This is a genomic window from Streptomyces sp. NBC_00568 (genome assembly GCF_026341855.1).
Classification (GTDB): domain Bacteria; phylum Actinomycetota; class Actinomycetes; order Streptomycetales; family Streptomycetaceae; genus Streptomyces.
The window spans coordinates 2,868,389-2,882,693 of the sequence record NZ_JAPENW010000001.1; the positions used below are offsets into that span (position 1 = coordinate 2,868,389).

The 14,305-nt window shown below is 69.5% G+C and carries 10 protein-coding genes; 4 read left to right on the plus strand and 6 right to left on the minus strand.

The window, feature by feature from the left end; translation table 11 throughout:
- Positions 1-44: 44 nt before the first annotated feature.
- Entirely contained in the window at positions 45-1,169 is a 1,125-nt protein-coding gene (locus OOK38_RS12410; protein WP_266760882.1) for a sugar ABC transporter substrate-binding protein, read from the minus strand.
- Between the two features lie 281 nt (positions 1,170-1,450).
- Between OOK38_RS12410 and OOK38_RS12415 the strand changes: the two genes are divergently transcribed.
- A complete protein-coding gene (locus OOK38_RS12415; protein WP_266760880.1) occupies positions 1,451-3,151 on the plus strand; it encodes a PA14 domain-containing protein in 1,701 nt (566 codons plus the stop codon).
- A gap of 53 nt (positions 3,152-3,204) precedes the next feature.
- On the opposite strand, the gene OOK38_RS12420 is transcribed toward OOK38_RS12415, so the two are convergent.
- The 5 genes from OOK38_RS12420 to OOK38_RS12440 form a co-directional block, all read right to left on the minus strand.
- Positions 3,205-3,660 (minus strand): helix-turn-helix domain-containing protein, encoded by a 456-nt coding sequence (locus tag OOK38_RS12420; RefSeq protein WP_266760878.1) that lies wholly within the window; start codon positions 3,658-3,660, stop codon positions 3,205-3,207.
- A gap of 7 nt (positions 3,661-3,667) precedes the next feature.
- Positions 3,668-4,855, minus strand: a complete 1,188-nt coding sequence (gene dnaJ / locus OOK38_RS12425; protein ID WP_266760876.1) for a molecular chaperone DnaJ — start codon at positions 4,853-4,855, stop codon at positions 3,668-3,670.
- Positions 4,856-4,888: 33 nt separating this feature from the next.
- Positions 4,889-5,548, minus strand: coding sequence for a nucleotide exchange factor GrpE (gene grpE, locus OOK38_RS12430; RefSeq protein ID WP_266760874.1), 660 nt, complete (start codon positions 5,546-5,548; stop codon positions 4,889-4,891).
- Complete coding sequence (dnaK, locus tag OOK38_RS12435; protein ID WP_266760872.1) at positions 5,545-7,389, minus strand: molecular chaperone DnaK; 1,845 nt, start codon at positions 7,387-7,389, stop codon at positions 5,545-5,547. Before dnaK ends, grpE begins: the two co-directional genes overlap by 4 nt.
- Positions 7,390-7,536: 147 nt before the next feature.
- Positions 7,537-8,652: an MraY family glycosyltransferase gene (locus OOK38_RS12440; protein ID WP_266760870.1), complete on the minus strand. Its 1,116-nt coding sequence runs from the start codon at positions 8,650-8,652 to the stop codon at positions 7,537-7,539.
- A 266-nt stretch (positions 8,653-8,918) separates the two neighbouring features.
- Here OOK38_RS12440 and OOK38_RS12445 point away from each other — a divergent pair, with 266 nt between their 5' ends.
- The 3 genes from OOK38_RS12445 to OOK38_RS12455 all read left to right on the plus strand — a co-directional run bounded on the left by OOK38_RS12445 (position 8,919) and on the right by OOK38_RS12455 (position 14,214).
- A complete protein-coding gene (locus OOK38_RS12445; RefSeq protein ID WP_266760868.1) occupies positions 8,919-11,210 on the plus strand; it encodes a heterodisulfide reductase-related iron-sulfur binding cluster in 2,292 nt (763 codons plus the stop codon).
- 155 nt (positions 11,211-11,365) lie between these two features.
- Positions 11,366-12,661: a VCBS repeat-containing protein gene (locus OOK38_RS12450; RefSeq protein WP_266760866.1), complete on the plus strand. Its 1,296-nt coding sequence runs from the start codon at positions 11,366-11,368 to the stop codon at positions 12,659-12,661.
- 155 nt (positions 12,662-12,816) lie between these two features.
- Positions 12,817-14,214 (plus strand): FG-GAP and VCBS repeat-containing protein, encoded by a 1,398-nt coding sequence (locus OOK38_RS12455; RefSeq protein ID WP_266760864.1) that lies wholly within the window; start codon positions 12,817-12,819, stop codon positions 14,212-14,214.
- Positions 14,215-14,305: the final 91 nt, after the last annotated feature.

The following is a 14,305-nucleotide window of genomic DNA, read 5'->3' on the forward strand; positions in this document are numbered from 1 at the left end:
AACGGTGCGGTGAGCGCCCTGCCGGGGCGCCCCGGTCGAGCGACCTACTTGAGACCGATCGCGGCGCAGGCCGCCTTGTACGGTGCCGTGCAGATCTGCTTGACGGTGTAGATGCTGTCCTGGATGACCGTGTCCTCGATGTTGTCCGTGGTCAGACCCACCACGGGCACGAGCTGGGCCGGGATGTCCTTGTTCGTGGGGCTGCTGACCTTGTCGCGGGTGAGGGCGTCGAACTCGATCGAGCGGCCCTGGACCTTGGCGACCGCCATCTCGGCGGCGGCGCTGGCCTCCTGCGGGTACGACTTGTACACGCTCATGAACTGGTCGCCCTTGATGATCCGCTGCACGGCGACGAGCTCGGAGTCCTGGCCGGTGACCGGCGGCACCTTGCTGACACCCGCGCTCTTGAGGGAGTCGATGGCCGCGCCCGCGATGCCGTCGTTGGCGGAGTAGACACCGGCGATGTTGCTCAGGCCGACTTCCTGGATGGACTTCTCCATGTTGGCCTTGGCGTTGACCGGGTTCCAGTCCTTGGTGTCCCACTGCTTGGCGATGATCACCTTGTCCTTGAGCTCGCCGAGGGCGCCGGCCTTGAACTGCGCCGCGTTCGGGTCGGTCGGCGAGCCGTTCATCATGATGATCTTCTTCGAGGCGGCGTTGGCACCCAGCGCGCCGACCAGGGCCTTGCCCTGGACCTGGCCGACCAGCTCGTTGTCGAAGGAGATGTACGCGTCGATCGGGCCCTGCGCCAGGCGGTCGTAGGCGATGACCGGGATGCCGGCGTCCTTGGCCTTGCGCACGCCCTTCGCGATGGAGACGGAGTCCACCGCGTCCACCAGGATCACGTCGACCTTGTCGTCCACCATCTGCTGGAGCTGGCGGAGCTGCTTGGCGGCGTCCTGCTCGGCGTTGGCGTAGTCGACGGCACCCTTGCCCTCAGTGAGCTTCAGGACCTGCTCTCTGATGATCTTGTAGTCGAACTTCTCGTAACGGGTGTTCTCCTTCTCCGGAAGGAGCAGGCCCACCGTGATGTCGTCGCCCTTCGTGGGGCTGGCCTTGGTGTCGCTTCCACCGAGCCCGCCCACGCCGCAGCCGGCGAGTGTGATGGCCATGGCGGACGACGCCAGGGTTATGACGGTACGGCGGAGGCCGGTGTTACGAGTGTTCACATCAGGTGCCTTCCGGGCGAGGTTGCAGCGTTGCGACCCAGGTGGCTGAAAGCCAACGCGGCGATCACCTCAGCGTCAAGGAGTAACCACTTAACGAGATGGCAACGGCGTTTCGTGTTCCACAAGTGAACACGACGGGAAGAGACTACGCCCAACCTTCGAGCAATCCCCTCAGCTTCACCTTCTGTCATTCACGCGTACAACCAACTCCCGCTCCCGGGAGTCGTGATCGTCAACGGTTTTTAACCGCTGTTGACGATCGGGCAGACCAGAAGGAACGCATGAACAGAGCCATCAGCGCGAAGGGCACCCTCTCCTCGGCCCTCGTGCTCGCCACCGCGGGCGGACTGCTCACCGCGGCCGGCACCGCCGCCTCCGCAGTGACGAACTGCACATCGCCCGTTTATAAGCGGCAGTTCTATGCGAACACCACATTCTCGGGCACACCGAAGAAGACGGACTGCGACTCCGCGATCGACCAGAACTGGGGTTCCGGCGCGCCCGCCCCGGGTCTGCCCGCCAACGACTTCGGCGTCCGCTGGACCGTGACCCGGGATTTCGGCTCGGGCGGCCCCTTCACCCTTCCCGTCACGACGCAGGACGGAATACGGGTCTATCTGGACGGCGTGCGCAAGGTCGACCTCTGGAAGAACGTCTCGGCCACCCAGTCGAAAACGGTCAACCTCACCATTCCGCACGGACAGCACACTCTGCGCATAGATTTCGCCAATTGGACGGGCAAGGCAAATGTCACCTTCGCCTACAAACCCGTCACTTCCGCCACAACCGACAAGATCAAGCCACTTGTGCCGACGGGTCCTTCGGCGACGTACGACACCGCCACGGGCAAGGCCAAGGTCTCCTGGTCGAAGAACCAGGAGATGGACCTCGCGGGCTACCGCGTCTACCGCCGCCTCAAGGGCAGCACCACCTGGACACGGCTGACCACGACGACCGCCACCTCGTACACCGACACGACCCTCCCGGTGACCGGCGTGACCTATGAGTACGAGGTCCGCGCCTACGACAAGGCGGCCAACGAGTCCGCGGGGACGACGCCCCGCTCAGTGACCACCGCCGACCGGACGGCGCCCGCCGTGCCCACGGGCCTGACCGTCACCGACTCCTCCGACAAGGGCGGGCTGCGGACCGGCTGGAGCGCGGTCGCGGGGGCGTCCTCGTACCGGGTGTACCGGGCTGCGGCCGAAAACGGCTCCTTCAGCAGGATCGGCAGCACCGGAGAGGTCTCGTACCGCGACTCCACGGCCGAGCAAGGCACCACCTACTACTACCGGGTGACCGCCGTCGACGCGGCGGGCAACGAGTCCCCGCGGTCCGGCGCCGTCAGCGGCCGGCGCCGGGACGACACCCCGCCGTCCGCCGTCACCGGGCTGACCGCCACCCCGACCGGATACGGATTCGAGCTGAACTGGGACGCGAATCCGACGCCCGACCTGGGGCGGTACGTCGTCTACGCGGGCGAGCTGCTGGGCGACGAGGAGGAGCAGGTCTGCTCCGTCCACGAAGTGGAGTGGCTGTGGGCCGACACCACCTCGTACGCCTACCGCACCCTCCCGGACGGCGAGGAGCGCTGCTTCTTCATCGACGCCGTCGACGACGACTGGAACTCCCACTGGAAGTGGACCCACGAGCCGAACATCGTGCCCGCGACCGAACGCGACACGACGCCGGGCGTGGCCACACCCGGAGGTTCGCCGGTCGAGCTGACGGCGTCCACCGCCGAGAACGGCGCGGCACCCGTCTCGCTGTCCTGGGGCGCGGTGGCCGACGCCACCGGCTACCAGGTCTACCGCTGGAACCCGGGTACCGGGTCATACGAGAAGCTGGCGGCCACCTCACAGCGGTTCTACGAGGACACCACCGCCGCCAAGGGCGTCACCCACTACTACTGGGTGACGGCCATGCACGCCGACGGCACCGAGTCGGCGCCCGGCGCCGACTACGCGATCCTGGCCCCGTGAACGCGCGAAGGGGCCGGGAGGTCGTGAACCTCCCGGCCCCTTCGCGGGTGCGATCAGTCGGACTGCTGCCGCTTCGGTCGCCACACCACCAGCGCGCTGGTCTGCTGGACCTCCTGGTACGGGACCAGGTCGCGGCGGTACGAGGCGTGCACGGCGGCCTCGCGCTGCTGCATGGCGGCCGCGGCGCCGTCGAGCGCCGACTCCAGCTCCGCGACGCGGGACTGGAGCGCGGCCACCTGGTTCTCCAGCTCGATGATGCGCTTGATGCCGGCCAGGTTGATGCCCTCGTCCTGCGACAACTGCTGGACGGCGCGCAGCAGTTCGATGTCACGGGCCGAGTAACGGCGGCCCCGCCCGGCCGTGCGGTCGGGAGAGACCAGACCCAGCCGGTCGTACTGACGCAGGGTCTGCGGATGGAGTCCGGAGAGCTGGGCCGCCACCGAGATGACGTAGACCGGTGTCTCCTCGGTCAGTTCGTACGGGTTGCGCCGACGACCGGTCGTATCCATGGCTCCGTCATGCTCCCTTCGCGGCCTGGAACAGCTCCGCCCGCGGATCCTCACCCGCGGTCGCCTCGCGATACGCCTCCAGGGCGTCACGAGCCTTGCCCGACACGTCCTGGGGGACCGCCACTTCGACGGTGACGAGGAGATCGCCCCGGGTGCCGTCCTTGCGGACCGCGCCCCTCCCCCTGGCTCGCATGGTGCGTCCGTTGGGTGTGCCCGGCGGCAGCTTCAGGGTCACCGCGGGTCCGCCCAGCGTCGGCACCTTCACCTCACCGCCGAGCGCCGCCTCCGCGAAGGTGACGGGCACGGTGACGGTGAGGTTGTCGCCCTTGCGGCCGAAGACCGGGTGGGCGTCCACATGGACGGTGACGTACAGGTCGCCGGACGGGCCGCCCCGTTCGCCGGGCGCGCCCTTGCCGCGCAGCCGGATCCGCTGCCCGTCGGTGACCCCCGCCGGGATGCGGACCTGCATCGTGCGGGACGACTTGGCGCGGCCGCTGCCCGTGCACTCCATGCAGGGGTGCTCGGCGATGAGGCCGCGGCCCTTGCAGTCCGGGCAGGGGTCCGTCAGCGAGAACCCGCCACCGGAGCCCCGTGCCACCTGGCCGGTGCCGACGCAGGTCGGGCACACGCGCGGTGTGCCGTTCTTGTCGCCGGTGCCGGAGCAGGCCTTGCACGGCTGCTGCGAGGTCATGCGCAGCGGAACGGTCGCGCCGTCCACCGCCTCCGTGAAGGACAGCGTGACCTCGGTGTCGATGTCCTGGCCGCGCCGGGGCTGCGTACGCGTCCCCGTGGTGGCGCCGCCGCGGTTGAACAGGCCGCCGAAGACGTCACCGATGCCGCCGCCGAAGCCGCCGGCTCCTCCCGCTCCCTGGCCCTGGGCGCCGCCTCCGAAGAGGTCGCCCAGGTCGAAGTTGAAGTTGCCGCCGCCCGCGCCGGGACCCGGCCGGAAGCCACCGTTGCCGAAGAGGGCGCGTGCCTCGTCGTACTCCTTGCGCTTCTTGGGGTCGCCGAGCACGTCGTTCGCCTCGGAGATCTCCTTGAAGCGCTCCTCGGCCTTGGTGTTGCCCTTGTTGGCGTCCGGGTGGAACTCGCGGGCGAGCTTCCGGTACGCCTTCTTGATCTCGGCCTCGGTGGCGTCCTTGGGGACGCCGAGGACCTTGTAGAAGTCCTTCTCGATGAAGTCCTTGGTGCTCATCCCCGACGTCCCTCCTTCCTCATCCGGTCAAGCTCAGCCCTCGTCCGGGCCACCGCTCTCCTTGTCCTCGACCGCCTCGGCCGACTCCTCGGCCTTGACCGTCTGCGCCCCGGGCTGCGGTTCGGCGACGGCCACCCGCGCGGGGCGGATGGTGCGCTCGCCGAAGCGATACCCCGGCTGCAGAATCGCCACGCACGTCGTCTCCGTGACGTCCGGCGCGTACGAGTGCATCAGGGCCTCGTGGATCGTCGGGTCGAAGGGCTCGCCCTCCTTGCCGAACTGCTGGAGCCCCATCTTCGCCGCGACGGTCTCGAGGGACTCGGCGACGGACTTGAATCCGCCGACGAGCTCGCCGTGGTCCCGCGCGCGGCCGATGTCGTCGAGCACGGGCAGGAGCTCGGTCAGGAGGTTCGCCACGGCGATCTCCTTGACCGCGATCCGGTCGCGCTCGACACGGCGGCGGTAGTTCTGGAACTCGGCCTGGAGCCGCTGGAGGTCCGCGGTGCGCTCGGTGAGTGCCGTGCGTGCCTGGTCCAGCTGGGCCGTCAGGCCGACCAACTGTGCTGCTGCGTCCCCGTCCGGGGCCGCCGCCCCCTCCGCAGAGGGGGTGGCGGACTGCGGCTCGGCGTCGTCAGAGGTGGCGCCGGAAGGGACGTCGGGCTGCTCTTCGAAGCCCGGGGTCTCCTCCGTCACGCGGCACCGTCCTTGCGGTCCTCGTCGACGATCTCGGCGTCGACGACGTCGTCGTCGGCCCTCGGGGCCTCGGCACCGGAGGCGTCGCCGCCCGCCGCCTGCGCGGCCTGGGCGTCGGCGTACATGGCCTGGCCCAGCTTCTGCGAGACCGCGGCGACCTTCTCGGTGGCGGTACGGATCTCGGCGGTGTCCTCGCCCTTGAGCGCGGCCTTCAGCTCCTCGACGGAGGCCTCGACCTCGGTCTTGACGTCACCGGGGACCTTGTCCTCGTTGTCCTTGAGGAACTTCTCCGTCTGGTAGACGAGCTGCTCGCCCTGGTTGCGGGTCTCGGCGGCCTCGCGGCGGGCGTGGTCCTCCTCCGCGTACTTCTCGGCCTCCTGGCGCATCCGGTCGACCTCGTCCTTCGGCAGCGAGGAGCCGCCGGTGACGGTCATCTTCTGCTCCTTGCCCGTGCCCAGGTCCTTCGCGGTCACGTGCATGATGCCGTTGGCGTCGATGTCGAAGGCGACCTCGATCTGCGGGACGCCACGCGGGGCCGGCGGCAGACCGGTCAGCTCGAACATCCCGAGCTTCTTGTTGTACGCCGCGATCTCGCGCTCGCCCTGGTAGACCTGGATCTGGACGGACGGCTGGTTGTCCTCGGCCGTCGTGAAGATCTCGGAGCGCTTGGTCGGGATCGTGGTGTTGCGCTCGATGAGCTTGGTCATGATCCCTCCCTTGGTCTCGATACCGAGGGACAGCGGGGTCACGTCGAGGAGCAGGACGTCCTTGACCTCACCCTTGAGGACACCGGCCTGGAGGGCGGCGCCGATGGCGACGACCTCGTCCGGGTTCACACCCTTGTTGGCCTCGTTGCCACCGGTCAGCTCCTTGACGAGCTCGGCGACGGCGGGCATACGGGTGGAGCCACCCACGAGAACGACGTGGTCGATCTCGGAGAGGTTGATGCCGGCGTCCTTGATGACGTTGTGGAACGGCGTCTTGCAGCGCTCCAGAAGGTCGGCCGTCAGCTGCTGGAACTGGGCGCGCGTGAGCTTCTCGTCCAGGTGCAGCGGGCCCTCGGCGGACGCCGTGATGTAGGGCAGGTTGATCGAGGTCTCGGTGGACGAGGACAGCTCGATCTTGGCCTTCTCAGCGGCCTCGCGGAGGCGCTGGAGGGCCATCTTGTCCTTGGACAGGTCCACGCCGTGACCGGCCTGGAACTGCTTGACCAGGTAGTCCATGACCCGCTGGTCCCAGTCGTCACCACCGAGGTGGTTGTCACCGTTGGTGGCCTTCACCTCGACGACGCCGTCACCGATCTCCAGGAGGGACACGTCGAAGGTGCCGCCACCGAGGTCGAAGACGAGGATCGTCTGGTCGTCCTTGTCGAGGCCGTACGCCAGGGCCGCGGCGGTGGGCTCGTTCACGATGCGCAGGACGTTCAGGCCCGCGATCTCGCCGGCCTCCTTCGTCGCCTGACGCTCGGAGTCGTTGAAGTACGCCGGGACGGTGATGACCGCGTCGGCCACCTTCTCGCCCAGGTACGCCTCCGCGTCGCGCTTCAGCTTCTGCAGGATGAAGGCGCTCATCTGCTGCGGGTTGAAGCTCTTCCCGTCGAGCTCGATCTTCCAGTCCGTGCCCATGTGACGCTTCACGGAACGGATGGTCCGGTCCACGTTCGTGACCGCCTGGCGCTTGGCGACCTCGCCGACGAGCACCTCACCGTTCTTCGCGAAGGCGACGACGGACGGCGTGGTCCTGGCGCCCTCGGCGTTGGTGATGACGGTGGGCTCGCCGCCCTCCAGAACGCTGACGACTGAGTTAGTCGTGCCCAGGTCGATGCCGACCGCACGTGCCATTTCGATTCCTCCAGCAATGACTTGAGTGGAACGGACTCAAGTGTGCACGACGTCCGCCTCTCGGTCAACAGACCTGAGTCGTGGGGGCTCAACTCTTATCCGTTCCTTACACGCAGGTAGCCTCTGGCCTGCGGTTTTCTCTCAGAGTCAGTGCACCCTCACCGCGTCCGGAGCCGCCCGGCGGGGCCTCCCCGGCCGGTACGCGGATCTCGGGACGGGTCCCCCGGGGGAGGGAATCGCATGCGGAGGGGAACGGCGGGAGCGGGGCCCCGGACGAACGGCCCCCGCGACGGCGACCAGCGCCACGGCACCGGCCACCCACCAGGCGGCCCCCGCCCCCAGCCACCCCAGATCGATGAGCAGCCCGACGAGCGCACCCGCGAACGCGGCGAGCCCCGTCACGACCAGGACCCCCTGCCGGGTCAGCCCCGCCCGCCGCAGCCGGTGCACCAGATGGTCCGGCGCAGGCCGCAGCAGCGGTCTCCCCGCCCGCCGCCGCGACACGAGGACCAGGACGGCGTCGGCACTGGCCACGGCCGTCAGCGCGAACCCGGCGCCGAAGCCGGGCCCCGCGGGCCGCTCCGCGTGCACCAGCACGACCGCCGAGGCCAGCACGAACCCGGCGAACAACGACCCGCACCGGCCCGGAGCGATCCGGGCCGGCGGCCATCCGTGCATCAGAAGGCCGGTGAGGGCGGCGGCCAGCACACTGAGCAGCGCCGCGAGCCCGTCCATGACCTCGGCCGCCGCGCACCCGCTGAGCGCGAACGCGGTGATGACGCCGACCGTCCCCATCACCCCGTCGGCATGGTCGAGGGAGCGGAAGGCGTGCGTCACGAGGACGACCCAGACGACGGCCAGCACGCCTCCCGGCATGCCGAGTTCGTCATGGGGGACGGTCAGCGCGGCGGCCGCGGCGACTCCGGCCACGCACACGACCGGCGGCACGGGGAACAGATCGGCGGCCAGCCCGAGCAGGGCGACCGCGATCCCGGCGACCAGCAGCCGTCCGGCCTCCGGCCCGAGCGGGGCGACACCGGTCCAGTCGCCGGCCCAGCCGACGAACGCCGTCCCGCCCACCACGGCCACCCCTCCGAGCAGGGGGACCGGCCGCCCTCTCCCCGGCGCTCGCGGCCTGGCCCGGCGTGAGGGCGGCCCCGTCCCGTCGGCCACACCGAAGCGCAGGGAGAACGACCGCAGCAGCGCGGCGAGCGCGGCGGTGAGGAGCAGAGCGGCGGCGGCGGCCGAGATTCCGTACAGCACATCGCTAATTTAGGGGTAATTGTCACAGTATTGTGCGAATAACACGATCGGGTTTACGTGTCCTGTCGCCCCCGGGCCAAACGGACCTTCTGCCCGCCATCGGCGCGGTCGGTCAGGCTTCCCTCAGCGACGCAGATCACCGCACCTCTGGCTACAGTGCGGCGGAAGAAGTGGGTAGTCTCAGACGGACTGCATAAGTTACCGCTTAGTAATCACCTTCGAGGTCACCCTCGAAGCAACACCTCGCAGGCCCGAGGAGCCCCCGAATGCAACTCGCCGCGATCATTGTGTCGCTGGTCCTGACCGTGGTCGGCGTCGCGCTGCTCGCACGCGCCATCGGTCAGTTCGTCCAGTACTTCAAACTGGGCCAGCCGGTCCCGGCCGGTACGCGGACCGACAACCCCTACGCGCGCAGCGTGACGCTCGTCAAGGAGTTCCTCGGCCACACGCGGATGAACCGCTGGGGCATCGTGGGCTTCGCCCACTGGTTCGTGGCGATCGGCTTCCTGACCCTGCCGCCGACCCTGGCCCAAGCCTTCGGCCAGCTCTTCGAGGCCGACTGGACGCTGCCGGTCATCGGCGGCTTCCTGCCTTTCGAGCTGTACATCGAGTTCATCGGCGTGATGACGATCCTCGGTATCGCCGTACTCATCGCGATCCGCCTGATGAACCTGCCGTCCCGCCCGGGCCGCAAGTCCCGCTTCGCGGGCTCCAAGGCCGGCCAGGCGTACTTCGTCGAGTACGTCATCCTCACCATCGGCCTCGCCATCTACGTGCTGCGTGGCCTCGAGGGCGCCATCCACCACGTGGAGCACTACGAGGCCGCGTACTTCGCCTCGTACCCGCTGGTCCTGGCCTTCAAGGGGCTTGGCGTCACCACCCTGCAGAACCTGATCTACCTCACCGCCATGGTGAAGATCAGCACCTCGTTCATCTGGATGATCGTGGTCTCGCTGAACACGAACATGGGCGTGGCCTGGCACCGCTTCCTGGCCTTCCCCAACATCTGGTTCAAGCGTGACGCCAAGGGCGGGACCGCCCTCGGCGCGCTGCTCCCGATGACCAGCGCCGGCAAGGCCATCGACTTCACCGACCCCGGTGAGGACGACGTCTTCGGTGTCTCCCAGGTCGAGCAGTTCTCCTGGAAGGGCCTGCTCGACTTCTCCACCTGCACCGAGTGCGGCCGCTGCCAGTCGCAGTGCCCCGCCTGGAACACCGGCAAGCCCCTCTCCCCCAAGCTCCTCATCATGTCGCTGCGCGACCACGCGCACGCCAAGGCCCCGTACCTGCTGGCCGGCGGCGGCAAGAACATGGAGGGCGAGGAGAAGGCGTCCGAGGAGCAGCTCAAGGACGTCCCCGCGGCCGCCCTCGCCGAGGCCGAGCGCCCCCTCATCGGCACCGCCGAGGAGAACGGCGTCATCGACCCGGACGTCCTGTGGTCCTGCACCACCTGCGGCGCCTGTGTCGAGCAGTGCCCGGTGGACATCGAGCACATCGACCACATCGTCGACATGCGCCGCTACCAGGTGATGATCGAGAGCGCGTTCCCGTCCGAGGCGGGCACGATGCTCAAGAACCTGGAGAAGAAGGGCAACCCCTGGGGTCTGGCCAAGAAGCAGCGCCTCGAGTGGACCAAGGAGGTCGACTTCGAGATCCCCGTCGTCGGCCGCGACATCGAGGACCTGACCGAGGTCGAGTACCTGTACTGGGTCGGCTGCGCCGGCGCCCTGGAGGACCGCGCCAAGAAGACCACCAAGGCCTTCGCGGAGCTGCTGCACATGGCGGGCGTCAAGTTCGCGATCATGGGCGGCGACGAGAAGTGCACCGGTGACTCCGCCCGCCGCCTCGGCAACGAGCCCCTGTTCCAGGAGCTCGGCATGGAGAACGTCGCCGCGCTGAACATGGCGTTCGGCGAGGAGCTCGACGACGAGGGCAACGTCACCGCCGACTCGAAGAAGCCGCGGACGGCGAAGAAGATCGTCGCCACCTGCCCGCACTGCCTCAACACGATCGGCAACGAGTACCCGCAGATCGGCGGCGACTACGAGGTCATCCACCACACCCAGCTGCTCCAGCACCTCATCGACGAGGGCAAGCTGCTCCCGGTGACCCCGGTCGAGGGCCTCATCACCTACCACGACCCCTGCTACCTGGGCCGCCACAACAAGATCTACACGCCCCCGCGCGAGATCATGTCCGCCGTCCCGGGCCTGCGCCAGCAGGAGATGCACCGCCACAAGGAGCGCGGCTTCTGCTGCGGCGCCGGCGGCGCGCGGATGTGGATGGAGGAGCGGATCGGCAAGCGCATCAACAACGAGCGCGTCGACGAGGCCCTGTCGCTGAACCCGGACATCGTCTCCACCGCCTGCCCGTTCTGCCTCGTCATGCTGACCGACTCGGTCAACGGCAAGAAGAACGACGGCAAGGCCAAGGAGTCCATCCAGGTCGTCGACGTCGCCCAGCTTCTCCTGGAGTCCGTCAAGACCCCGGTCGACGACGAGCCCCCGGCCGGCGCGGCCGAGTCGGAGAGCGAGCCGGAGCCCGAACCGGTGAAGTAGCGGCACGAGCGGTCCGGCCGGCAGGCACAGCCGACCGGCCGGATCCGATCGGTACGACCGACACCCCCGTGCTCTCAGGAGCACGGGGGTGTCGCCGTATGTCGAACGCGTGCATCATTACCCAGTCGTTTTCAACGGGGCTGACGAGGTGAGCGGTGCGCGGGCGAATACGCGGGACACATACGGCGACGGCTCTCGGGTGCGTCCTCCTCCTCGCCGCCTGCGGCCCCACCGGCGGCGCCGCGGCCCCCGAGCACACACCCGTGCGGGTCGCCGACGCCCCGGCCCTGCTCCCCGTGCCGCACGGCAAGGGCAGCAAGGTCGCCGACGACTTCAACGGCGACGGGCACCGCGACCTGGTGATCGGTGACCTGGTCAAGGAGCAGAGCCACGCCGACGACGCGGGCATCGGGATCGTCTACGGCGGTGCGCGCGGACTCACGCCCGGGGCGCGGCAGTTGCTCGATCCCCGCAAGCAGGCCGCCGCGACCAAGGGCCGGCTCCCCGCCGTCTTCGACGCGGAGGAGAGCTGCGACCTGGACAAGGACGGCTTCACGGATCTCGTCGTGTCGACCGACCCGCCCTACGACGGCCAGGGGCAGCCCCCGGTCCCCCTCCAGATCCTCTTCGGCTCCCCCGACGGCCTGAACGGCAAGGGAGTGCGGCTCGTCATCCCGGCGCAGGCACGTTTCGGCAACGACTGGCCCGATCAGCCGGTCTGCGGCGACTTCGACGGCGACGGCGCGCAGGACCTCGTCGTGCACGCCTCCAACGGCGAACTGAGCTATCTGCGCGGCCCGTTCAGCCGCAAGGGCACCCCGCGCGCCGCGGGGAAGCCGCTCGCCTCTCCGGGCAATGTGCCGACCGGGCCCGCCGCCGACGTGAACCGCGACGGCTACGACGACCTCCTCGTCCGTACGGCGGCCGACGGCGCCGCCACCTCCGCCGTCGTCCTCGGCGGACCGGCGGGCCCCACCCGCACCGGGGCCACCCTGCCGGCCGGCATCGACGTGGCGTTCGGCCGCTTCGGACGGGGCAAGGCACTCGACGCGGCCGTCGGATCGATGGGCGGAACGTCTCTGCGCTACGACCTCCCCGGCGCCGCCCGCAGGACGGTCGCCATCCCGGGATCGGTCCTCGACGCGGGTGACTTCGACGGGGACGGGCTCAGTGAACTCGTCTCCAGCGGAACGGCGTTGCGCGTCCTCCGGGGCCGTGCGGCCGGACTGTCCGCGACCGGCACGGTGACCGTGAAGCCTCCCGCCGAGGGCACCACCCGCGTCCTGGCCGTCGCCGACTTCACCGGGGACGGGCGGGCCGACCTGGTGGTGCGGACGTTCCGGGGCGAGACACGGGACACGGTCGCGGTGTACCCGGGCGAGAAGGGTGGGCCGGTGGCCGCCACGCCCGACGTCACCTTCTCCACCGCCGCGTTCCTGCCCAAGACCTGACGGATCAGGACTTGTCGACGAGTTTCCCGACCGACGCGGGCAGGCCGCCGCCGTCGGGCACGTAGAACGACGGGCAACCCTTCGTACGCCTCGGGAGTCACTCCCCGAATTCCCCTGGTCGTCGTCCGATCCCCCGGTCCCCTTTGGAGCCCACCATGCGTACGCGCCACCGACCCGCCGCCGTCCTGGGTTGTGCCCTGCTGTTCGCGGTCGCAGGGTGCGGCGCGGACGAGCCCTCCGCCGGCGACCGCTCCTCCCGCCCCGGCGACTTCAACGGTGACGGCTACGACGACTTCGTGGACGTCGTGGAGTCGAAGTCCAAGGACGGCAAGAAGTACGCGGCGAACCTGGTCGTGGTCTACGGATCGCGCTCGGGCCTCGACACCGCCACGGCACAACGGACTCCGGCCGGCACCGAGAACGACGCGATGTTCATCACGGAGCCCCTGCGCACCGACCTCGACGGCGACGGTTTCACGGACCTGGTCGGCAGCCGCGGCGCGGGCGGGAGCGCACGCGAGTCCTTCGCGCTGTTCGGCGGCGCCCACGGGCTGAGCACCGCCCGCCGGCTCGATCTGCCCGACGGCTTCCGCCCGATGGCCGCCGCCGACTTCGACGGCGACGGCTCCGTGGACCTGCTCGACGGAGGCCACGGCGGCTCGACCGACCCCGACGCCACCGAGAAGGGCGCCGGCGGCCTGCTCCTGTACGGCCCCTTCGACCGCAAGGGGTCACCGAGCCGACAGGCCGTGCTCGACCTCAGCCAGCACGACTACGCCACGACCGACTCGGCCACCACCGGCGACTTCGACGGCGACGGCAGGGCCGAAGTGGTGCTCACCTACTCCTTCGACTCCGACGACGACGACAACGCGCCCACCGACCTGCACTCGGTCGGCGTGTACGAGGGCGACGAACAGGGGCTTGTGCGGGACACCCGTCAGGAGAAGGCCATCGAGGGCCTGACGGTGCCCGCCATCCCGGCCACCGGGGACGCGGACGGCGACGGCCTCCCCGACCTGCTCGTGCACACCCAGCTCACCGCGACCCCGACGGGCGCCGTGACGATCCTGTACGGGGCGAAGTCCGGTCTGGACACGGGCCGCGAGCGGACCGTGATCGGCAGCACGGACACCGCCGACCGGCACCCCACCGACTTCGGCTCGTCGCCCTCCGTCGGCGACGTCAACGGCGACGGGAGACCGGATGTCGTCGTGAACGCCCCGACCTTCCGCGGTCACGACGGCAAGGTGACACTGCTGCCCGGCGGGTCGGACGGGGCGCAGTCCCTCGACGGCGAGCAAGCGATCGACGTGGAGACCGACGGCCTGCCCGGCACCCCGAATCCGTCCTACTGGAACGTCTTCGACCACCGTCCCCCGCTGCTCGACGTCGACGGCGACGGCCACGCGGACGCGGTCGTCTTCGGACGGCGGTACGAGAAGCGGAAGGGCGCGTATCTGGTATTGCGGGGCACGGACCACGGGTTCGACCCCAAGAAGACACGGCTCTTCACGCCGGACGACATCGGCGTACCCCTGCGGCTGAAGTAGCGGCTGAGGCAGCTACATCTGAAGCAGCGGCCGAGGCAGCGGCTGCCGCGACGGCCGACACCTCGGGCCGGGGCCACGGCCCGAGGCACCC

What these genes read in the sequence shown, in the direction of transcription:
- OOK38_RS12445 (WP_266760868.1), top strand. Translation starts at nt 8,919, where the DNA reads ATGCAACTCGCCGCGATCATTGTGTCGCTGGTCCTGACCGTGGTCGGC.
- OOK38_RS12455 (WP_266760864.1), top strand. Translation starts at nt 12,817, where the DNA reads ATGCGTACGCGCCACCGACCCGCCGCCGTCCTGGGTTGTGCCCTGCTG.
- OOK38_RS12420 (WP_266760878.1), bottom strand. Translation starts at nt 3,660, where the DNA reads ATGGATACGACCGGTCGTCGGCGCAACCCGTACGAACTGACCGAGGAG.
- dnaJ (WP_266760876.1), bottom strand. Translation starts at nt 4,855, where the DNA reads ATGAGCACCAAGGACTTCATCGAGAAGGACTTCTACAAGGTCCTCGGC.
- OOK38_RS12415 (WP_266760880.1), top strand. Translation starts at nt 1,451, where the DNA reads ATGAACAGAGCCATCAGCGCGAAGGGCACCCTCTCCTCGGCCCTCGTG.
- dnaK (WP_266760872.1), bottom strand. Translation starts at nt 7,389, where the DNA reads ATGGCACGTGCGGTCGGCATCGACCTGGGCACGACTAACTCAGTCGTC.